Annotated in this window: 20 protein-coding genes; 14 read left to right on the plus strand and 6 right to left on the minus strand. The window is 46.2% G+C overall.

The genetic code is table 11. The annotated features are described in order from the left end of the window. Positions 1-61 precede the first annotated feature (61 nt). Entirely contained in the window at positions 62-1,774 is a 1,713-nt protein-coding gene (gene hutU, locus ACS8FD_RS05355) for a urocanate hydratase (RefSeq protein WP_439274852.1), read from the minus strand. Between the two features lie 251 nt (positions 1,775-2,025). Between hutU and ACS8FD_RS05360 the strand changes: the two genes are divergently transcribed. Together ACS8FD_RS05360 and ACS8FD_RS05365 are read left to right on the plus strand one after the other, a co-directional pair. Beyond that, positions 2,026-2,811 (plus strand): UTRA domain-containing protein, encoded by a 786-nt coding sequence (locus tag ACS8FD_RS05360; protein ID WP_439274800.1) that lies wholly within the window; start codon positions 2,026-2,028, stop codon positions 2,809-2,811. Between the two features lie 177 nt (positions 2,812-2,988). Beyond that, positions 2,989-3,315 carry a GNAT family N-acetyltransferase gene (locus tag ACS8FD_RS05365; protein ID WP_439274801.1) on the plus strand — a complete coding sequence of 109 codons (327 nt, stop codon included), beginning with the start codon at positions 2,989-2,991 and terminating at the stop codon, positions 3,313-3,315. Positions 3,316-3,507: 192 nt separating this feature from the next. On the opposite strand, the gene ACS8FD_RS05370 is transcribed toward ACS8FD_RS05365, so the two are convergent. Then, positions 3,508-4,245, minus strand: coding sequence for a YoaK family protein (locus ACS8FD_RS05370; RefSeq protein ID WP_439274802.1), 738 nt, complete (start codon positions 4,243-4,245; stop codon positions 3,508-3,510). Continuing rightward, a complete protein-coding gene (locus ACS8FD_RS05375; protein WP_439274803.1) occupies positions 4,238-4,435 on the minus strand; it encodes a hypothetical protein in 198 nt (65 codons plus the stop codon). Before ACS8FD_RS05375 ends, ACS8FD_RS05370 begins: the two co-directional genes overlap by 8 nt. 635 nt (positions 4,436-5,070) lie before the next feature. On the opposite strand from ACS8FD_RS05375, the gene ACS8FD_RS05380 reads away from it, so the two are divergent. From ACS8FD_RS05380 to betT, 10 genes are all read left to right on the plus strand, one after another. Beyond that, complete coding sequence (locus ACS8FD_RS05380; protein WP_439274804.1) at positions 5,071-5,679, plus strand: YceI family protein; 609 nt, start codon at positions 5,071-5,073, stop codon at positions 5,677-5,679. 245 nt (positions 5,680-5,924) lie between these two features. Then, on the plus strand, positions 5,925-6,833 hold the full coding sequence (locus ACS8FD_RS05385; RefSeq protein ID WP_439274805.1) for a LysR family transcriptional regulator: 909 nt from the start codon (positions 5,925-5,927) through the stop codon (positions 6,831-6,833). Positions 6,834-6,996: 163 nt separating this feature from the next. Then, the gene (locus ACS8FD_RS05390; RefSeq protein ID WP_439274806.1) at positions 6,997-8,121 is read left to right on the plus strand and encodes an MBL fold metallo-hydrolase; all 1,125 of its coding nucleotides are present in this window, start codon (positions 6,997-6,999) and stop codon (positions 8,119-8,121) included. After that, positions 8,121-8,924 (plus strand): SDR family NAD(P)-dependent oxidoreductase, encoded by an 804-nt coding sequence (locus ACS8FD_RS05395; RefSeq protein WP_439274807.1) that lies wholly within the window; start codon positions 8,121-8,123, stop codon positions 8,922-8,924. Before ACS8FD_RS05390 ends, ACS8FD_RS05395 begins: the two co-directional genes overlap by 1 nt. Positions 8,925-8,961: 37 nt before the next feature. Further along, complete coding sequence (locus ACS8FD_RS05400; protein ID WP_439274808.1) at positions 8,962-9,186, plus strand: low temperature requirement protein A; 225 nt, start codon at positions 8,962-8,964, stop codon at positions 9,184-9,186. A gap of 240 nt (positions 9,187-9,426) precedes the next feature. Beyond that, positions 9,427-9,771, plus strand: coding sequence for a DMT family transporter (locus ACS8FD_RS05405; protein ID WP_439274809.1), 345 nt, complete (start codon positions 9,427-9,429; stop codon positions 9,769-9,771). Between the two features lie 21 nt (positions 9,772-9,792). After that, positions 9,793-10,368 (plus strand): TetR/AcrR family transcriptional regulator, encoded by a 576-nt coding sequence (locus ACS8FD_RS05410; RefSeq protein ID WP_439274810.1) that lies wholly within the window; start codon positions 9,793-9,795, stop codon positions 10,366-10,368. Positions 10,369-10,483: 115 nt separating this feature from the next. Continuing rightward, positions 10,484-11,998: a betaine-aldehyde dehydrogenase gene (gene betB / locus ACS8FD_RS05415; RefSeq protein WP_439274811.1), complete on the plus strand. Its 1,515-nt coding sequence runs from the start codon at positions 10,484-10,486 to the stop codon at positions 11,996-11,998. Between the two features lie 117 nt (positions 11,999-12,115). Then, positions 12,116-13,816, plus strand: a complete 1,701-nt coding sequence (gene betA / locus ACS8FD_RS05420; protein WP_439274812.1) for a choline dehydrogenase — start codon at positions 12,116-12,118, stop codon at positions 13,814-13,816. A 316-nt stretch (positions 13,817-14,132) separates the two neighbouring features. After that, on the plus strand, positions 14,133-16,178 hold the full coding sequence (betT, locus tag ACS8FD_RS05425; RefSeq protein ID WP_439274813.1) for a choline BCCT transporter BetT: 2,046 nt from the start codon (positions 14,133-14,135) through the stop codon (positions 16,176-16,178). A 47-nt stretch (positions 16,179-16,225) separates the two neighbouring features. Here betT and ACS8FD_RS05430 read toward each other — a convergent pair whose 3' ends face one another. Then, a complete protein-coding gene (locus ACS8FD_RS05430; protein WP_439274814.1) occupies positions 16,226-18,370 on the minus strand; it encodes a heavy metal translocating P-type ATPase in 2,145 nt (714 codons plus the stop codon). Between the two features lie 140 nt (positions 18,371-18,510). Between ACS8FD_RS05430 and cadR the strand changes: the two genes are divergently transcribed. Both cadR and ACS8FD_RS05440 read left to right on the plus strand, forming a co-directional pair. Next, positions 18,511-18,945, plus strand: coding sequence for a Cd(II)/Pb(II)-responsive transcriptional regulator (gene cadR / locus ACS8FD_RS05435; protein WP_439274815.1), 435 nt, complete (start codon positions 18,511-18,513; stop codon positions 18,943-18,945). Positions 18,946-19,229: 284 nt separating this feature from the next. Further along, on the plus strand, positions 19,230-20,156 hold the full coding sequence (locus ACS8FD_RS05440; protein ID WP_439244351.1) for a bestrophin family protein: 927 nt from the start codon (positions 19,230-19,232) through the stop codon (positions 20,154-20,156). A gap of 28 nt (positions 20,157-20,184) precedes the next feature. On the opposite strand, the gene ACS8FD_RS05445 is transcribed toward ACS8FD_RS05440, so the two are convergent. Then, positions 20,185-21,024: an IclR family transcriptional regulator gene (locus tag ACS8FD_RS05445; RefSeq protein WP_439274816.1), complete on the minus strand. Its 840-nt coding sequence runs from the start codon at positions 21,022-21,024 to the stop codon at positions 20,185-20,187. A gap of 32 nt (positions 21,025-21,056) precedes the next feature. Further along, positions 21,057-22,211, minus strand: a complete 1,155-nt coding sequence (locus ACS8FD_RS05450) for an acyl-CoA dehydrogenase family protein (protein WP_439274817.1) — start codon at positions 22,209-22,211, stop codon at positions 21,057-21,059. Positions 22,212-22,385: the final 174 nt, after the last annotated feature.

Here is a 22,385-nt window from a genome sequence, read left to right on the forward strand (position 1 = left end):
TCCTTGATAAAGTATTGATTATGCCCTTATAACCTCTGTCTTTATAAGAGCAAGGGGCAAACTATTTAATCATCGGCAAATTCAAACCATAGTCTTTCGCCGTTTTAATCGCCAGCTCGTAGCCGGCATCGGCATGACGCATTACCCCTGACCCGCAATCATTAACCAGCACGCGCGATAAACGTTTGGCTGCTGTATCCGTACCATCAGCGACGATGACCATGCCAGAGTGCTGCGAGTAGCCCATACCGACGCCGCCGCCATGGTGCAAGGATACCCAAGTGGCGCCGCCTGCGACATTGAGCATAGCATTTAGGAGCGCCCAATCGGATACGGCGTCCGTGCCATCTTTCATGCTTTCAGTCTCTCTATTAGGGCTAGCAACCGAGCCGGTATCTAAATGATCACGGCCGATGACGATAGGACCTTTAAGCTCGCCGTTTTTGACCATCTCGTTGAACGCGAGGCCGGCTTTATCGCGCTCACCAAGTCCCAGCCAGCAAATACGCGCAGGTAGACCTTGGAAGTGAATGCGCTCTTTTGCCATATCAAGCCAGCGATGGATGTGCTGGTTTTCAGGGAATAGCTCTTTGATCTTTTGATCGGTCTTGTAGATGTCCTCAGGGTCACCGGATAACGCTACCCAGCGAAACGGGCCTTTACCTTGACAGAACAGCGGACGAATATAAGCGGGCACGAAGCCTGGGAAGTTAAAAGCGTCTTTAACACCCTCATCAAAAGCGACCTGACGAATATTATTGCCATAATCTGTCGCTGGGATTCCCATGGCTTGTAAGTCAAGAATCGCTTGCACATGCACCGCGCAAGACTGTGCCGCTGCTTTGGTCAGTGTTTCGTATTGACTTGGGTCTTCTTGCGCCGCTTTCCATTCTGCAACCGTCCAGCCACTGGGTAGATAACCATTGATTAGATCATGTGCAGAAGTTTGATCAGTGACTAGATCAGGTTTTATCTCGCCATCTTTGGCGCGCTTAACCATCTCTGGCAAGAGGTCGGAGGCATTGCCGAGCAGGGCAATAGAAATAGCTTTGCCTTCGGCAGTATGCGCTTTAATCAGCTCATAAGCATGGTCGAGATCGTTAGCTTGTTTGTCGACGTAACCGGTACGCAAACGAAAATCAATACTCGACTGTTGGCATTCGATGTTTAGCGAGCATGCGCCAGCAAAAGTCGCCGCTAATGGCTGTGCGCCGCCCATACCGCCAAGTCCAGCAGTTAAGATCCAGCGCCCGATCCAGCTACCATCATAATGCTGTCGACCCGCCTCCACAAAAGTCTCATAAGTACCCTGTACGATGCCTTGAGTCCCGATATATATCCAGCTACCGGCGGTCATCTGCCCATACATAAATAAATCTTTGCGATCCAGCTCGTTGAAATGCTCCCACGTGGCCCAGCGCGGTACAAGGTTGGAATTGGCAATGAGTACGCGCGGCGCGTCTTCATGGGTTTGAAACACGCCCACTGGTTTGCCTGATTGCACCAATAGCGTTTGATTATCTTCAAGCTCTTTTAACGATTCTAATATCTGATCATAGCTCTCCCAATTCCGTGCGGCGCGGCCAATACCGCCATAGACCACTAAGCTTTTGGGATTTTCGGCGACATCAGGGTGCAAGTTGTTTTGCAGCATACGAAAAGGCGCTTCAGTGAGCCAGCTTTTACAATGAAGCTCGCTTCCTGTAGGTGCGGCGATTTCACGGCTGTCGTCACGGCGAGTAAAGGCAGACTTTTGAGGGGCTAGTTGAGTCATCATAAATCCTTATGATTGTCTAAAGAGGAATTTCGGTAATCACAAAATAATTACGCTATAAATATTAGTATGAATAAGTTGTATATACAAATTATCAAGAATTAAATTAGCTTGCAAGTACTTTTTATAATTATTTATTCTGTCAAAATCGTACGATGATGGTTATAGTAAAGCTCATAATCTCATGAGGATATTTTGTAATGAAGATTGATCACTAGTAATGGCGGTGTTAAGTAATAGGTATAACTAAAATGAAAACCGAAAAAACCAAAAAAAGTCCGGCGTATCAGCGCATTAAAACGGCGATTTTGCATAATATTCATAGCGGTAAATGGCAGGCAGGAGAGGCGATATCTACTGAAATGGCGCTAGCAGAAGAGTTTGGCGTGTCGCGGATGACAGTCAATCGAGCGTTAAAAGAGCTTAGCGAAGAGCGGGTACTTGAGCGCAGACAAGGTTCTGGCACCTTTGTGGCACAGCAGCAATTCAACCATACCTTTGTCGAGGTGCGTAATATCGCTGAGGATCTAAAATCAGCCAATCGCGACTATCAAGCTCAAGTGGTGAGCAAACGTAGCATTACCCAAGAAACTTTAGCAGAAGCGCTACCAGAGGAATTGCGTGATAGGTTTGACTATACCGTAGCAAAGTCTAAGCAGAATAATAGCGCTCAGTTAGCAAAAGAGGATCTGCCGCAAGCGCTGGTATATGAAGTGAAGATTATCCATCTGGCTAATGATCTACCGATACAATTCGAAGAGCGTTGGGTCGCGGCCCAGCAGCTGCCTGATTTTATTGAGCAAGATTTTAGGGTAGTGAATACTAGCGACTATCTGATTGAACAGATTCCGTTAGAGAGAGGAAGCTATACTATTCAAGCACTAGCGGCTCCTAAGGATATTGCTAAAGCTTTGCAAATAGCACCTGATTCGCCGACTTTAATGCTACAGCGCCAGACTTATTCTGCAGGCAAGGTACTAACGGTGGTAAAGATGTGGCATGCCGGCGAGCGCTATCAGTTTGCAGGGGAGTTATAATAAAGAAGCATAATTATTCTGATCTAAATTTATAGCAAATTTGTGGCTATTATTAAGCTTTAAAAACTTAAGCAATAAATGCATACAATTTATGTACTATAGTAACAACGCTATGATTAGCCTAAGTTGTTACTATTCATTTGCTTATTAAATTTTTAGCATAAAAAGAGGATAGTAATGTCAAATCAAGGTGAGATGAATTACGAAGTTATTAATAATAAAGATAAAAAACGTTTTGAGATACATATCGATGATCGAATTGCTTTAGAGGACTACGAGTTCTTTACCACTTCTCAAGGCGAGAAGAGTATTGAGTATAAGCATACGGAAGTACCTGATGCGCTTGGCGGCCAAGGTATCGCAGGCTATCTAGTTAAATACATCTTAGACGATGCAGCGGCAAAAGGCTTACGAGTCAAACCCACCTGCCCTTATGTGAAATCTTATATCGACAAGCATCCAGAATATCAAGCCAACTCGGTATTTCATGACGCAAAAGCTTAAGATCAAAGCGAAATAAATAGTACGACAGCAATAGTCGATAAAAAAGCCATGACGAATGAACTGACCCCCATAAGTTGGACACAACTTTGGGGGTTATTTTATGAAATACGACATAGACTTTAAGATAAGAGTGATAGCTAAAGATAAAGTACGAGTGAATTTAAACGCTCTATCGCTTAGAGAACCTTAAAGCTAGCTGATATTTTGTAAAAATTCTGGATCACGTGCCAGCCAAGATAAATACAGCACCGGCATCACAAATAAACCGACCGCCCAATAGCTTAGATTGACATAAAGTATCGCGCCGAGTAGAGCGCCGATCACAAAGCTAATAACCAGTGCTGTGCTATGAGCGAGTTTTTTGGCATTATCAGCGCTGCGATTAGCCAGATAATCTGATAAACCAATTCCTAATTGCGTGGTATTTCCGGTCATTAGTACGGTTGGGCTCATGTGCTTGATGACTGTTTTGCTAGCGGTGTTGCGAATAGCAAGTGCAGTTAACCCTAAGCCGCCAGTGATCGCAACGGTGATGTCACCCGCTTCGGTAAAGGGCTGAAAAGACAGTCCTGCGATCATAAAAGCGGTCAAAAACAGCGCTTCTGCGAGTAATAAGTGACTGAGCACCCGCTGTTGCTGCTTACTTTTATCTATATATATCTTCGTAATCACGACTGTCAGAATAAATAGCGGCACAGATGCCAGCTTGATCCATAAGCCATCTTCCCCTTTGACCAAACCGCTACCCGCCAGTACTAAGTTACCCGTGACATGAGCGGTAAAAAAGCCGAACAAAGTAATAAAGCCAATCGTATCAATCGCTCCGCCAACCACTGTCAGTAAGATAGGCGCTTGATAGCGCTGCCAAAAGCTTGGCGAATTATCATTCAGCGGGCGAGGAGAGGAGGTGCTAGCACGGGCTTTAGGCACTGGTATTTGCCGCGAAGTCTACAAAGCGGACCATAAACTTTTGTAGAAATGTCTGCATGCGCGTGCTGACTTGGCACTTATTATCTAAACCATCCAAGATTTGCGAGATTTTATACTCGGCAAATTTTTGATTGATAGATGCTTCTTGTAAACGATGGACAATCAGGGCGACGTTCAGCGGCGCGCTCATAGTAACTCCTCAAAATGATATAAATCATAAGCTATAAGGCGTTTAGTATACTATAATTGATTTACTTTCAAATCGATACAGTGCTACTGGGATAAATTTCGTGCAGCCTTTGGAGTGCGAAGCCCACAGCAAGCAAAGAATATTTGTAGCAGTAGCACGACAAAATAAACATATCGATTTTATTTCGAATTAACTATAATTTTTACGGTGATTACCTTTATCGATATTTAGAATCGGCTATAAGTTGAGATTTTGAGCTAAACCCTCTATATTGGGTTTTCATTAATCACAAGATACGGTACGTTAAACTGAATAAAGTTGCGTTGTTAACATTGGCTGTATTGCCGTATCAAAAAAAGCTATGCATTCAGCTATGTATCCAATAAAGGGCTTAGACAGTAAGAGCCAGTACTTGTTAAGCAGTACTGATAAAGCCGTACAAAAAGCAACACAACGACCCCTATTTTTAGTCGATTCAGCATTTGTTTTTGTTAGTCTTTACTAAACTTAGTTTCTCGGTATATTAAATCGGCTTAAAAAAGATTTAATTTAACTTGTTTGCATTCATCTGCTCAAAAGTAGTACTTAACAAAACCTAATGAACAAAAATGCAACTAACAAAAGGAATATTAAATATGGCGTCACAATTTTTAAAACAAGCCAATCGTGCTATCGCTATCGCCGCTATTAGTGGTCTTGGTGTGCTGAGCACTGTAGGACATGCTGCAACTTATGAGCTTGACCCCAAACATACGGCGGTGCGCTTTACTATAGATCACTTCGGTACTTCGACCAATGCCGGCGGTTTTTATAACTTGTCAGGCATCCTTGAGTATGCGCCTGAAGCCCAAAAAGGCTTCGTTGGTATCACTATTCCTATGGGTAGCCTAAGTACAGGACTCAAAGCCTTTGATAATCATCTAAAATCTGAAGATTTTTTCAATGTTAAAGAGTATCCAACGGCTTATTTCAAATCTACCAACTGGCAGTTTGATGGTGACAAAGTCAAGACAGTCACAGGTGATTTAACTTTGTTAGATGAGACGCATCCGGTGACTCTAACAGCGACTAAGTTTAATTGTTATGATAGCCCAGTGTTAGGTGTTGAGGCTTGTGGTGGTGATTTTGAAACCACTATTGATAGAACCAAATGGGGTATCGATACCTATACGGATGGCGGCATAATGAAAAACGTCAAGCTAGTGGTACAGGTTGAAGGCAGCAAAAAAGCCGATCTCAAATAAACGCTTTTAAGTTATAACTTATAGTCAGTTCAAAATAAAGTTGTTATCAATTTGAACGCGCTACTGGTATAAATTTTACTTGCGTGCTGTAGTCACAGAGGCTGCGCAAAATTCACCCCAGCAGCGCTATAACACTTTTAAAATAATTCGACTATAGTTTGTAACCTGATTTTTGGTTGAGTAAGGGAGGTTCTCTAGATAGGATCTCCCTTAATTTTTAAAATACACAATAAAAGGCCGTTAAGATGGGACAGCTTGAAGACATGGCGATGTTTGTGCGTATTGTCGAAGCGGGTAGTATTACCAAAGCCGCTGAGCAATTAAATATCGCCAAATCAGCGGTAAGTCGGCGCTTAAAAGATTTAGAGACGCGCTTAGGTAATCAGCTTATCAGCCGAACCACGCGTCAATCTAATCTGACTGAGGCTGGTGAGCAGTACTATCAGCGAGCGTGCAGTATATTGAATGAGGTCGACGCGCTCAATGAGCAGACTAGCGGCGCGCCTACGCGTATCGAAGGTACGCTGAAGATGACCGCGCCTTTGACTTTTGGTTTGATGCATCTTAGCGAGGTCATTGACGATTATGCCAATCAGCATCCCAACTTGAGCTTCGAGCTGGACTTCTCTGATCGGCATGTTGATTTAGTCGAGGAGGGCTTTGAGTTAGCCATTCGTATTAGAGAATTGCAGGATTCTACTCATCAAGCTAAGCGTTTGGCACTGATTCGTTATGCTCTCTGCGCCAGTCCTGATTATCTTAGCAAAATGGGCACACCTAAAACCTTAGAAGATCTAAAAAAGCATCAGTTTTTGCAATATGGTCTTGGCAAAGATAGCAGCATAGCGCTAACGGACGCCAAAGGTAAAACTCATACTGTCGTCACTCAGTCAAAAATAAAAGCTAATAATGGTGATTTTTTACTCGATATGGCGGTAAAAGGTCAAGGTATTGCTTTTCTGCCCACTTTTATTACCTATAAGACCGTAGCGCGCGGTGATTTAGTTCCGCTCCTTGAGGAGTATCAATTGCCGACCTTAAATGCTTATGCCGTCTATCCCAAAAGTCGCTTCTTATCACAGCGCTGCCGCTACTTGATTGACTTTATTGCCGAGCGTTTGGGGGACAATCCTTATTGGGACGACCCTATATAAGTGCGGATAAGTCATAAGCGCAAGTATGCATACCTAGTAGTATTCGAAAGCCGCTATAAAGCCTAAACCATTGCTGCTAGTATTATTTTAAAGTAGCACTGTATCAAATAGAACTGTATTAAATAGTATTATCGTAAAATATCCACTAATCATAAGGAGATGTATGATGGATCTGCAAGCACTAGGTATGACAGCTATTCATGATTTTGACGATGTGCGCCAAAGTCCATTACCGCAAGAGCGCCTAAAAGCGGCACGAGAAGCCGCCCAAGCTTTTCGAGAGCGCTTTATGGATGAGCCGGAAGTTGCCTACTATCAAAGTGTCAATTTGGTTCGGGTGCCTTATCCAACGTGGTACGCCTACAGCGGCGTCTACACGCAAAGCACTTATAAATTTCCTTATCTACATATTCTCAATCGTCTGTTTATTGTGCAGTTTCGCAATGCTTTGGGCGAGCTTAAGACTTTGTTATTCTCACCCTCTGATATCGAGGCTGATCGCGAGACTCCCTTTTTTAAGCGCTTAACGAATAAAATTCCAGACTGGTCGCCGCTTGAGAGCGTGGTTGCGCCTATTTTCCGTGATGTGACTCAAGCTTTAAATGAGATTGGTCTAAACCCAGAAGATGTCGACTATATCAGCTACGATCACTTGCATACACAAGATGTACGGCAATGGCTCGGCAGTAAAACAGCCAATGAGGACAGACCTGCTTATTTTCCCAATGCCAAGCTACTAGTACACGAAAAAGAATGGCAAAGTGCGCAAGGCTTACTCCCTGTGCAAGCTGAATGGTATTGCCCTAACGGTATCGAAGGCGTCGATCCTGATAAAGTGATTACCTTTACTAGCAGTCTCAAGTTAGGGGACGGCTTGGCACTGGTGCATACCCCAGGTCATACCGAAGGCAACCACTCATTAGTGGCTCGTGTCCCTGATGGCATCCGCGTCACATCAGAAAATGGCGTAGGGGCAGATGCTTATGCGCCGATTAATTCTAAAGTAAATGCCATTCGCCGCTATGCGAAAAAGACCGGTATGGAAGTTATCCTAAATGGTAATACGCTAGAGGATAGCACCGATCAATACATCTCTATGATAGTAGAAAAAACCATCGCTGGTCCCTCAAAAAACCCTGACTTTCCTAACTGTGCTTCAAGTAGCGAAGCGACTCCATATTGGCTCATTCCGGGTCATAAAGTCAGTCATCTCATTGGTGAAGCTAAGTTTGGCGCTTTGCATAGCGGTGTAGCAAAAAATAGCTCAACCCAAAAGGCAGGTGCTTGATGAGCTACTATAAAGATAAAACTGTTTATATCACCGGCGCTGCTTCAGGAATCGGGTTTGAAACCGCAAGGCAACTCATTGGGCAAGGTGCCAACTTGGTATTATTCGATGTACAAGCGCTCGATGACAGCGTCGCTACCTTGCAAAGCCTAAATAAACACAAGGCTACTATCAGCGCCTATGATTTAGACGTCACTGACGCCCAGATGACCACTCAGCAAATAGCGACTGCTGCCAATGAGAGGTCTCCTGATATCCTGATGCATTTTGTCGGTATAACTGGCCCTTGGAGCTTTGATGAGATGAGCCAAAAGCAGTTTGAGCGAGTGATGACGATCAACCTTTTTGGCACGCGTAACGTGCTGGCGGCGGTCCGGCCTTTCTTATCCCGAGGCAAGCAAGTCATGGTTACCGCTTCGATGGCATCTTTCACCGGTAGCTACGGCTATAGCTCGTATAGTGCTTCAAAATTCGCTATCTGGGGTATGATGCAATCGATCAGTTATGAGTGGCAACCGTTAGGCATTGATATCACCGTGTTTGCACCGCCGCCAATCGATACGCCGCTGACTCAAGCGGAGGTTGGGGTGATGGCAGAAGCAGGCGTCGGTATGAAAAAGCTGGCAGGTGAGCTCAAGATTGAAGACGCGGTCAAATCTATGCTCAAAGGCGTAAAAAATAGAGAGTTCTTAGTGGTACCTGGCATTATGGCCAATATCATCCGCCTACAGCTGCGCTTTTTCCCGGTCAGCTGGGTCAATTGGATAGGTCATAAAACCGTGGCTTTTTCGCTAAAAAAATAATAATGTAGAGCCCTTTTTAGCTTAGCGAATATAGCCCATGATGACTTTGCCTGCTATTGATAACATTTGTGCTCGCGATCCCGATGAGCCCAATCGAACCTCAACCACGCTTGAGCTGTTGTTTGATTTGGTTTATGTGATTGCCGTTGCCGCCGCAGCGAGTGGCTTGCACCAGCGTTTGCTCGCGCATGATTTTTCAGGGTTTTTAACTATTATCGTGGTCTTTACAGTTTTATGTATAAAGCCAACAGCCGATCTTTGAGTAGATCGGTTTTTTTATGTTGCTAAAATTGGTCGCTAAGAATTGTCTGAATAGACAGAAATAGACATTGACGAATACTGGCTAGGTCAACAAAGTGACATACTAGCCCTTCACATTGCTAGTTTATTTCTATAAAATACCGACCGTGTGGTTTCTTTGGTATATATTCATACCATTTATTGTTGGTCCTTTTACGCTTAATCGAGAGAGTGTGCTTGATTTAAAATAGGTAATTTAACTATGAGTCCTACCACTATTGCTTACAGTTATCTCGCGATTGCTATCATTTGTGAAGTGGTTGGCACGACGTTTTTGGTCAAGTCAGAGCAGTTTACCCGTTTGGTACCGACCCTGATTATGGGCGTGCTATATGCCATCTCGTTTTATTTATTGACCCAGACTATCAAGACCATACCACTTGGCATCGCCTATGCGCTGTGGGGCGGTCTGGGTATCGTGCTGACCTCACTGGTCGGGGTGTTCTTTTTTAAGCAAAGTCTCGATACCGCGGCGGTAGTCGGCATTGCGATGATCGTCGGCGGCGTGGTGGTGATGAACGTATTGTCAAACTCGGTGGTGCACTAGCCAGTTAGCATGGAAATAAAAATGGCAATACAAAACGCGCATAAACGTAAGAAACAACCAGAGCTTGTACGGCGGGCGCTGCTCGATGAAGCGGCACGTATCACGCTAGAGCAAGGCTTATCTAAAGTGACCTTTCAAGCGGTGGCGGATGCCGTCGGCGTGACCAAAGGCGGAGTAATGCATCATTTTGCTACCAAAGATGCGCTCATCTTAGAGGTGTTTTATGATGCGATGGCCAAGTTTGAGGCAGAAGTTAATCAAGCCATGGCAAAGGACCCTGTTAGCTATGGCTCGTTTACCCGCGCTTATATCGATGCCACCATCAGCTTGGGCGAAAAAGGGCAGGCAGAGTTCAATAGCCAAGCGACCTTGTATGTGTTGATGCTAGGAGACCGGATACTACGCGAACGCTGGGCTGAGTGGTCAAACGAGCAGCTAAAAAAACACGCCAACACCGACAATACCGAAACGCTATGTATGGTGCGTCTGGTCGCCGATGGTATTTGGCTCTCTGATTTTTCGGGTATCGATATCTCGGACAAAGCCTCAATACGTGAGCGCTTGATAAATATGACGCAGCAAGACTTTGACAAATAACTTGATAAACAGCTTTGGTCAATAACACGCACGCAGAACATTTACCCTTTAACCCATGATGGCATGATTTACTGAACGCTTTTTTATAAATTCTCAGTCGCCTTAAGGAAAACTTATGACAACTACTCAGACAAACATAAATAATTTACAAGATATTATCGATTTCACACAAACACAGACCGCTTATATCAACGGTCGCTATCTGGCGGTCGATGATTCCTTAACTACCTTTGACGATATCAACCCAGCGACAGGTGAAGTGCTGGCGACCATTCAGCAAACGACGACTGAGCAGATCGATGAAGCGGTGAAAGCGGCGCAACAAGGCCAAAAGGTGTGGGCTTCGATGACCGCAGTTGAGCGTGGCCGTATTTTATCAAAGGCAGTTGAGATATTGCGCGAGCGTAATGATGTTCTGGCGTTGCTCGAAACCAAAGACACGGGTAAAGCTTACTCTGAGACCAAGTATGTCGATATCGTCACTGGTGCTGATGTCGTTGAATATTATGCCGGTCTTGCGCCAATGATTGAGGGCCGTCAGATTCCACTACGTGATAGCAGCTTTGTCTATACGCGCCGTGAGCCACTCGGCGTCGTCGCCGGTATCGGCGCGTGGAATTATCCGATTCAAATCGCCATGTGGAAGGCTGCACCAGCATTGGCTGCGGGTAACGCGATGATTTTTAAACCATCAGAAGTTACGCCATTAACCGCATTAAAGCTAGGAGAAATCTTCACCGAAGCTGGCCTACCAGATGGCGTGTTTAACGTCGTGCAAGGTGATTATAAAGTAGGCGAAGCCTTAACTCAGCATCCTGATATCGCTAAAGTTTCGTTCACGGGCGGTGTGCCAACGGGCAAAAAAGTCATGACGAGCGCGGCATCATCGTCGCTAAAAGACGTAACCTTAGAGCTTGGTGGCAAGTCGCCATTGATTATCTTTGACGATGCCGATATCGATATGGCGGCGGATATCGCCATGATGGCGAACTTCTATAGTACTGGTCAGGTCTGCACCAATGGCACACGGGTGTTTATTCCTAAATCGCTACAAGCCAAATTTGAAGAAGCGATTTTGACGCGGGTCAAACGTATCAAACTCGGCGATCCGATGGACGAAGATATCAATATGGGACCACTGGTGAGCTTCCCGCATATGGAGCGTGTGCTTAGCTATATCGAGCAAGGTAAAGCGGGCGGCGCGCGTTTATTGGTGGGCGGTGAGCGAGTGACAACCAGCGAGCTTGCCAATGGTGCCTTTGTCGCGCCAACGGTATTTACCGATTGCAGCGATGATATGACCATTGTGCGTGAGGAAATCTTTGGCCCAGTGATGTCGATATTGACGTACGAGACCGAGGAAGAAGTCATTCGCCGTGCCAATGATACGGATTATGGCTTGGCTGCAGGAGTCGTGACCGCTGATTTGACTCGCGCGCATCGCGTCATTGGGCAGATTGAAGCCGGTATCTGCTGGTTAAATACGTGGGGTGAGTCACCAGCGCAAATGCCAGTTGGCGGTTATAAGCATTCGGGTATTGGCCGTGAGAATGGTATTGAAGCCCTTGAGCACTATACACAGACCAAATCTATCCAAGTAGAGCTTGGCAAGTTTGAGTCGGTATTTTAATAACTTGTATTGAGAAAACTCTTAATCAGTATGAGTGATTTATTTGGGCTAATTTGTCTTTTTGATTCATTCTTACTGATATTTAACGATTTATTTTTCAATATTATGGAGCATTTTATGACCACAACCACACCTGAGTATGACTATATCATCGTTGGTGCAGGCTCAGCAGGCAATGTGCTGGCCACACGTTTGACCGAAGATGCCAACATTAAGGTGTTGCTGTTAGAAGCGGGTCGTCCCGATCACCGTTTAGACTTTCGCACGCAGATGCCAGCGGCGCTCGCCATGCCTCTGCAAGGCACCACTTATAACTGGGGTTATAAAACAGATCCTGAGCCTTATATGAATAACCGTGTCATGGACTGTGGCCGCGGTAAAGGGCTTGGCGGCTCATCACTCATCAATGGCATGTGCTATATCCGTGGTAATGCGCTCGATTTTGATGACTGGGCGAAAATCAAAGGCCTAGCAGATTGGACGTATCTCGACTGCTTGCCGTATTTTAAAAAGTCAGAAAACTGTGATGCAGGCGAAAACGACTATCATGGCGTCGGTGGTCCGGTAGAGATGACGACCTCAAAGCCAGGAGTCAATCCGCTATTTCAAGCGATGATAGAAGCAGGGGTGCAAGCTGGCTATCCGCGTACCGACGATCTAAACGGCTATCAGCAAGAAGGCTTTGGGCCAATGGATCGCTTCGTCACACCCAATGGTCGCCGCGCATCAACGGCTCGCGGGTATCTTGACCGTGCCAAACCGCGTAGCAATATCACCATTTTGACTGGCGCATTGACCGATGTGATTTTATTCGATGGTAAGCGCGCGGTCGGTGTCAAAGTCGAGCATCAAGGTCAGACCAAGAACTTCTATGCTGCCCGTGAAGTGATCGTCTCATCGGGCGCGATCGCCTCTCCGCAATTATTGCAGCGCTCTGGCATCGGTCCTGGTCAGTGGCTCAAAGACTTGGGGATTAACGAGGTTTTAGAGTTGCCGGGTGTCGGTAACAACCTACAAGACCATTTAGAGCTGTATATGCAGTATGAGTGCAAACTGCCGGTGTCGATTGCCCCTGCCAATAAATGGTGGAATAAGCCTGCGATTGGTGCCGAGTGGTTGTTTAATGGTACTGGTCTTGGTGCCTCCAATCAGTTCGAAGGTGGCGGCTTTATCCGTACCGATGAGAAGTTTACGCATCCTAATATCCAGTATCATTTCTTACCGTTAGCGGTGCGTTACGATGGTCGCAGTGCGGTAAATTCTCATAGCTTCCAAGCGCATGTGGGTTCACTACGCTCCCCAAGTCGTGGCCGTGTCAAGCTCACCTCAAAAGATCCAAGCGCGCATCCAAGTATCTTATTTAACTATATGTCGCATGAGCAAGACTGGCAAGAGTTCCGTGCGGCGATGCGTATCACCCGTGAGATTATGCATCAGCCAGCGCTTGATCCTTATCGCGGCCGTGCTATTGCGCCGACCGATGATTTAGTGACTGATGCGCAGTTGGATGAGTACGTCCGTAATCACAGTGAGACGGCTTATCATCCATCTTGTACTTGTCCAATGGGCGAGGGCAATAATTCAGTCGTCAATGGAGAAGGGCTGGTACATGGTATCGATGGCCTGCGCGTGGTCGATGCGTCAATTATGCCGAACATCATCAGCGGCAACCTAAACGCCACCACTATTATGCTGGCCGAAAAAATCGTCGATAAGATGCGCGGCAAGCAGTTGCCACGCTCAACGGCGGACTATTATGTCGCCAATGGCGCGCCGCTTCGAGCTGAGCCGATGCGCGCTTATGGTTCTGTTGTTTAAACTATTGGACAATGAATAATATAAGACAATTTCAATAAGAAGGCCTTTCAAAGTAAAGGTCTTTTTTATCAGCGCTAATCTGTTCACGCTATATCTTTTCTATCTTTACCGGGTTATAGCGTGACAGTTATTTCAGTTCGTATTGTTAGTTTTTGAGGTTTTGCTAAGGGTGGATTTCATTGCTTAGCAAATTATTATTGATTGGTACTGCTTTGTGCGTCATGTGCTCATATATATATGACGTGGTGATTTTTCATTATGTTATGACGGACAAAGCAATATCAGACTGTGTTTCATTTACCTATTGAGGTCTTTTATGTACAGTTCGCCATCAGAAGATGCGACGAAACCCCTGAGTCTAAATAAGACCGTTTTTTTAGGCTCAGCTATTATTTCTATTTTACTGATTATTTGGACGATAGCGTTTCCAGATTATAGCGAGACATTATTAAGTAATGGCATGGCATGGGTATCAGAGAGCTTTGGCTGGTACTACATGCTGGTGGTTGCTGCTTATAGTATTTTTGCGTTGTTTGTGGGCTTTTCTAAATACGGCGATATCAAGCTGGGGCAGGACCACGAAAAAGCTCAGTTTCCCTTTTTGGCGTGGGCAGCGATGCTGTTTTCGGCCGGTATCGGTATCGATTTATTATTCTTTGGTGCCTCTGAGCCGTTGATGCATTATCTGACGCCGCACACAGGGCTTGAGCCTGCCAGTGCCGAGGCGATGCGTGAAGCACTGTCGCAAACCTTTTTACATTGGGGTCTGCACGGCTGGGGGATTTATGCACTCATCGGTATGGCCTTGGCGTACTTTGCCTATCGTAAAAACATGCCGCTTGCGCTACGCTCACCACTGACTCCAGTCTTTGGCGAACGTTTAATCAAAGGCTGGCTCGGCGATGGTATTGATACCTTTGGCGTCGTCTGTACCTTGATGGGGATTGCGACCAGCTTGGGCATCGGCGTGTTGCAGGCCAATGCAGGCTTAACCCACGTCTTTGGTATCGAGTCGAGCAAAATGGTGCAGAGCCTTATTATCTTGGGTGTGGTCGCTGCTGCGGCTATCTCTGCCATGACTGGTGTAGAGCGAGGGGTACGTCGTCTATCTGAATTCAACATGCTGTCGTCTATACTGCTATTGATTGCGATACTGGTGATGGGCAATACGATATACTTGCTCAATACCTTTACCCAAAGTATCGGTCAGTATTTTCAGACCATCGTTTACAAGACTTTTGATGTTTATGCTTATGATGGCAGCGCTGGTGCCGACTGGAAATCAGGCTGGACGATATTTTTCTGGGCATGGTGGGTCGCTTGGGCACCGTTTGTCGGCTTATTTATCGCGCGTATTAGCCGTGGCCGCACGTTGCGTGAGTTTGTGTTTGGGGTGATGTTTATCCCGCTTGGCTTTATCTTTGCTTGGTTCTCTATCTTTGGTAATTCAGCGATAGACTTAGTGGCTAATGGGGCAACCGAGCTTGGTGAAATCGCTGTTAATGATGCCGCGATGGGTATGTTTGCCTTGTTTGAGTACTTTCCTTACAGTGATATTTTGTCATTCGCAGGCGTGGTCATCGGTTTAGTGTTCTTTGTAACCTCAGCGGACTCAGGCGCTTTAGTACTGGCGAACTTAAGCTCAAGAGGCATGACCAATGACACCGACGCACCGGTTTGGCTGCGTTTGTTTTGGGCAGCAGCGACCGGTCTTATCACTTTAGGTTTACTGTTCGCAGGCGGTTTTGCCTCCTTACAGTCCGTGTCTGTAATCGCTGGTTTGCCGTTCTCGCTTATCCTGGTGCTCTACATGATGTCGATGTGGAAATCGTTAAAAGAAGAGGGTAATAAGCGCAAAGCCAGTACCGTTGGCACCGCAAACGTCCTCGATAACGGTAAGAGCTGGAAAGCACGTCTGCAACGTATCGTCAGCTTCCCAGGACATGCCCAAGTGGAGAGATTCTTGCAGACTGTAGTTATGCCAGCTATGAGCGAGTTTGAAAAAGAGATGCAAGCAGGCGGTCTTAATACTATTTTAGAGAGTCATAATATGGAAAATATTAGTGACACTATCAATGCTAGTATGGATCATGATACCGATCATATAGATGGTGTCAAACTGCGCGTTGGTCATGGCGATGAGGATGACTTTGTTTATGAAGTCAATCTCATTAAAGCTGAACGTCCTAATTTCACCCTGAATACCTCAACTAAGCATGCAGAATTTTACTACCGTGCTGAGGTGTTCTTGAGTGATGGCTCGCAAGAGTATGATTTGGTAGGTTATACCAAAGAGCAAGTGCTCGTCGATATCTTGCATCAGTACGAGTGCCACTTGCAGTATTTACACTTAGAGCGTTAATTCTTAATAAATATAGCTTTGTAGAGACCCTATAAGTTCAAGATAACTTATAGGGTTTTTTTAAAGCGCAGCAAGCGTAAGGCGTTCAGCGTCACGAGTACCGTTGCGCCTGTGTCGGCGAGTACGGCGATCCATAACCCCGTGATGCCGAGTATGGTAGTCATAAGAAAGATACCTTTGAGACCGAGCGCAAAAATGACGTTTTGATGGATATTGGCTAAGGTCGCGCGTGACAGAGCAATGAGATGAGCGACGTCGGTGACGCGGCTTTTTAATAGGGCAATGTCAGCGGTTTCGATGGCCACATCGGTACCACCGCCCATCGCGATGCCGACATCTGCGTTAGCTAGGGCGGGCGCATCATTAATACCGTCTCCTACCATCGCTATTTTGTTATTCTTCTTCATCTCGCTGAGTAAACGTAGCTTGTCTTCGGGTAACAACTCAGCTCTCCATTCTATGTCTAAATGACTGGCAAGCGCCTGCGCGGTGAGATGGTTATCGCCTGTCAGCATAATAGAGCGCACGTTCATGGCATTGAGCTGAGCCACACCTTGCCGCGCATCGTCTCGTAACTCATCTCGTAGTGCGACTAAGCCAATCACTTCAGCGCTGTGTTCATCGAACAGTACTGAAACCGTTTTGCCTTCATTTTGCAGCGACTCAATTTGTACTTGCTGCTCGGGTAGTAGCAAGCTCTCATCAGCGGCATAAACTGGGGAGCCTACGACTAAAGATCGCTCATTGACAGTAGCATGTACCGCTTTACCAGCGGTCGCAAAGGCATTGGTAGCGTTAGGAATGGCAACCTCAGCTGCTTTAGCGTAATCTACGATAGCATTGGCAAGCGGATGGTTAGAGCTGGACTCAACACTAGCGAACAGCGCCAATACTTCATTTGTCCTGTGCAAATCAGTGCGTCCTTCTGTAAAGGCAACAACATCAGTAACGCGTGGCTTGCCCTCGGTTAAGGTGCCGGTTTTGTCGAAGGCCACGGTATTGACTCGGCCAATGATTTCCAAGGCGCTACCGCCTTTGATCAATAAGCCGCGGCGCGCGCCAACCGCTAAGCCTGAGGCGACGGCAGCCGGGGTAGATAGTACCAAAGCGCAAGGACAAGCAATCAGTAACAGTGCCAAACCACGATAGAGCCAGGTTCCCCATTCTCCTCCTAGCGCTATTGGCGGCACGATGATCACTAAGGCGGCAACAGCCATTACTATCGGGGTGTAGTAACGACTAAATTTTTCAATAAAACGAGCAGTGGGGGCTTTGGAGGCTTGGGCTTGCTCTACCAGCTCAATGATACGCGCAATAGTGTTATCAGCCGCTGTTTTTTGCACGCGCACATGCAGCGCACCATCGACGTTGATGGAACCTGCAAATACTTCATCGCCGATGGTTTTGACAACCGGTATCGACTCTCCTGTCACCGGCGAATCATCTAAGCTGGAGGAACCTTGGATAATAATGCCGTCAGCAGAAACCTTGTCACCAGGACGGACGAGCACTCGATCATCTACTTGTAGTGATGCGGCAGCAACTTCACGCGCCGCGCCGCCTTGCTCATCGATTAACACGGCTCTCTTGGGCACCAGTGAGGACAAAGCTCTAATACCCGCGCGCGCCCGATCAGCGGCGACACTCTCTAATAGTTCACCCAAGGAGAATAAAAAAACAACCGCAGCCGCTTCTTCAGCCTCACCAATAATAAGGGCGCCAAGCGCCGCGACAGACATCAGCATCTCAATCGAAAAAGGTGAGCCTGTTGTGGCCAGTGCCAAGGCTTTGCGAGCAAAAGGGAGTACGCCAATAACCACAGCGATAATGAAAGCCCAAGCGCCGTATGCAGGAAAAATTAAAGATAGCACATAGGCTGCGCTCATCAGCAAGCCAACGCCGATGACCTGCTTACCTTTCATCGTTTGCCACCAGTGCTGATCGTCTATATTGGCCTCATGACCAACGACGTCATCTTGTTGTTCGGTTAATTCTGACATACCAAACCCAAGGCGTTTGATGGTCTTTTCGATATCTTTGACCTCAGTCGTGGCATCAGGCGCTAGGGTTAGCGCTAACTTTTGCGTCGCAAAGTTTAGCTGAACGTCAGAGACGCCTGGCATACGGGTTAATGCTGTTTCAATTTTACCAACGCAGCTGGCGCAGTCCATACCTTCAATATGATATTGCATAGTGATTTATCCTCTTATTAAAGGTATTATGAACTCTGAAGTGGCTTTAGGGTCAAGATATATTGCCCACAATCCGTTTGATTTTTTACAATCAAACCTTACAGCTATTTTATGGTTTAGAGTGATAAAAGGAGATAGTAATGGCAGTCAAAGCAGCACTTAAAGCACCGATCAAAATCGGTGAGCTTGCCAAGCGTACAGGGGCGACAGTGGAGACCATTCGTTATTATGAAAAGGAGCAGTTACTGCCGAAGCCTTTTCGCAGCCAAGGCAACTATCGGTTATACCAAGAAGAGCACATTGAACGCCTGCAGTTTATCTTGCACTGCCGTACGCTCGATATGAGCTTGGATGAAGTGCGTGTGTTACTACAGTACTGGGATACTCCGGACAAAAACTGCGGCGAGGTCAATGAGCTATTAGATGAGCACATCGAGACCGTAGAGGCACGTATGCAAGAATTGAGGCAATTAAAGCGGCATCTACTAGAGCTGCGACAAAAGTGTACCACACAGGCGCCCGCTGAAGCATGCGGGATACTACATGCGCTTGCTGATGACTCTTGTCATAAATAGTCAAATATTCTAATTATTAATAACGGTATGCAAGTTATTACCTAAGCACTGCCACCGCATAAAAAAATTTCGTGCTAAAATCGCCAGTCATTATTGCCCCAATAGCTAGCGATTGGTTGTTTAGCCGATTTAATATAAAAAATACCCTGCTGCTGGGATAAGTTTTTGTAGCCTCAAGAGTCGTACTTTTTTATTTGGGATGAGCCGGATAGACTTATCAACTCAGGCATCCGCCCAAATATTTGACCCCGCGTACCTTCATATTAGATTTATAGGAAGCTGTCATGATCGTTTGGCAAAAACCGAATGCCTTTAGAATACTTTTTACCTTACGCGGCTCTGTAATTCCTCATATCTATCTACAAGTTTTACTGATTACTTTACTTAGCGCAGTCATTTCAGCCGTTCAGCACTGGATTCCCGGCTCTTTTCCCTCTTATGGTGCTGCGCCTTTTACCTTACTTGGCATTGCCTTATCTTTGTTTCTTGGCTTTCGCAATAATGCCAGCTACCAGCGCTGGTGGGAGGGCCGCTGCTTATGGGGTCAGTTGGTATACGATGCTCGCAGCTTTACTCGGCAGGTACTCTCCTTTATAGATGACGAGACTGTTAATGGACAGCGCGCGCAGCGCGCTATGGTGCAGCTGACGATTGCTTTTACTCATGCACTCAGGCATAGGCTTCGCAGCACTTCTCCTTGGGAAGATGTTGAGCGTTTTGTAGCGCCAGAGCATCATGCCAGTATGCGTAAGGCCGGCAACCTCCCTGAGTATTTATTGCGATTGATAGGCAAAGAGCTTAGCCGTAGTCGACGTGAGCAGCTGACATCCGATCTTATGATCCAAAATATGGATGAACGGGTCACCTCTATGACGATAGTCTTGGCGGCTTGCGAGCGCATTCATAATACGCCATTGCCCTTTGCTTATACCTTACTAGTGCACCGTACGACTTACCTTTACTGCTTTATGCTACCGTTTGGCTTAGCTACTTCACTAGGCTGGGTTACCCCTCTAATTTGCGGCGTCATTGCTTATACCTTTTTTGGCTTAGATGCACTCAATGAGGAAATAACCAATCCATTTGGCGTCGATGCTAACAACCTGGCTCTTACTGCTATCTCGCGTACTATCGAGATTAACCTACTAGAAGCTCTGGGCGAGACAGATCTGCCGCCTGAGCTTATGTCTAAGGGCGGTTATTTGCAGTAATTGGCTTTAAGTTGAGCGCGCATGCTCCTTAATTGAGATAAAGGCTGCTTTTAATATTGTGCTTCATATGCAGCAAACGCGGGGCAATGTCCTCTTCAAGCTTAGTACGGCTCAGTACAAAACTAGGCGCGCCGCAGTTAAAGGTTAGCAAGCCCTCGGTAGGGTGCATGATAGCAGTGGCCACCGCATTGACCTGATTTTGCCAATCGCCAAATGAAAAACAATAGCCAAAGTCATCATAATCTTTAAAGGCTTGTTCTAGGCTAGGCTTAATGGCTGACCAGTCCTCACGATATTTTGTATGAATCGCCTGCATAATGAAATCTTGCTCAGCTGGCGGCATACTAGCTAAACAAGCGCGCCCCATCGCACTTAAGTGAATAGGTAAATACGAGCCAACGTTACGCCGCATCGTCGTCGTTCCAGCACCTTGCACCACATTGAGATACACTATCATTAGCCGATCGCGGGTTGCCATAGCGACGGCGCTATTGGCATAATCTGCTAGCTCTTCCATATAGGGAGTGACCAAATTATTGATAGCCATATTCGCTATCATGGTATAGCCAAAGCCCAATACGCCAGCCGCTAGCTGATACTTGCCATTGTTTGTCGCTTGCTTCAGATAGCCAAGTTTGACTAAGGTATAAGTGAGACGGGTAACAGTGCCTTTAGGAAGCCCTGTGAGTTGGCTGAGTTCTTGATTGCCTAGCAATGGCTGCTGCGGGTTAAAACAACGCAGCAGTTCGAGCCCGCGTGCTAATGCGGTGACAAACTGCCGATCATTCTTATCTCTCATCTCAGCGATAGGCTCTAAGAGCTCTAAATGAGCGTCACTATGAGTGTCATCAAAGATAGGGATGGTCATAAAATATCTTGATCTCAATTAAATTGTAAAACTTACTCGCTGACTTCTTTAATCATATTGCGAGCGATAATGATCTGCTGAATCTGCGTGGTCCCTTCATAGAGACGGTATAAGCGCACGTCACGATAAAACCGCTCGATGCCATAATCAGCAATATAACCTGCGCCGCCATGAATTTGCACCGCTCTATCTGCCACGCGGCCACACATCTCAGTGGCAAACATCTTGGCGCATGAGGACTCGGTCACCACATCTTTGCCGTCATCACGTAGGCGCGAGGCGTCGAGTACCATAGATTTGGCCGCATAAATCTCCGCCTTGGAGTCCGCTAGCATCGCTTGAATAAGCTGAAAGCTGGCAATCGGTTGACCAAACTGTTTGCGATCGACAGCGTAACGCAGTGCATCATCTAACATACGAGAGGCGGCAGCGGTACTGGCAGCAGCGATATGCAGGCGACCTTTATCCAACACTTTCATCGCTGTTTTAAAACCGATACCTTCGATGCCTCCTATCAAAGCACTCGCTGGCACGACACAATTATCAAAGATCACATCGCAAGTATGCGCGCCTTTTTGCCCCATTTTTTTATCCCATTTACCCAAGGTAATACCAGGGGTGTCACTCTCAACGATAAAGGCAGAGATGCCGCCTGCGCGTTTGTTCTCAGGGTCAGTACGCGCCATTACGGTAAAGACACCGGCTTCTGGAGCGTTGGTGATATAGCGCTTAGTGCCATTGATGACATAAGTGTCGCCGTCTTTGATAGCTGTGGTGCGCAAGGAGGCGGCATCTGAGCCTGCTTCAGGTTCAGTCAGACAAAAAGAGCCGATAATCTCACCGCTAGCAAGTTTAGGTAGATATTTTTGTTTTTGCTCCTCGGTGCCATCGATGACGAGTCCTGAGGAGCCAATGCCGTTATTCGTGCCAATAAGCGAGCGAAAAGCAGGGGAGGTGCGCCCCATCTCAAAAGCGACAATCACTTCTTCTTCCATTGTTAGGCCCAGTCCACCATATTCTTCTGGAATGGTCAGACCAAACAGACCCAGCTCGCGCATTTGATTGATAATCTCGTCTGGCAATCGGTCATTCTCTGCGACCCAATCCTCCATAGGTATCAACTGATTATTGACAAACTGGCGAACGGTGTTAACGATATGGTCGAGGACTTCTTGATCTCTAATCATGGGACTTCCTTGTCTGATGTGGCTGAATGTTAAAAGCTGAATGTTAAAAATAGTGCCGATGAGTTTGGCGCTAATATCTGATTGTGCAATGACTTGTTTTACATAAAGAGCTTGTATGAGCTAAATAGCATAATCTATACTAAATCAGATTACAATAATTTCGGTTATGAAAAC

This window comes from Psychrobacter sp. 1U2, from assembly GCF_051847575.1.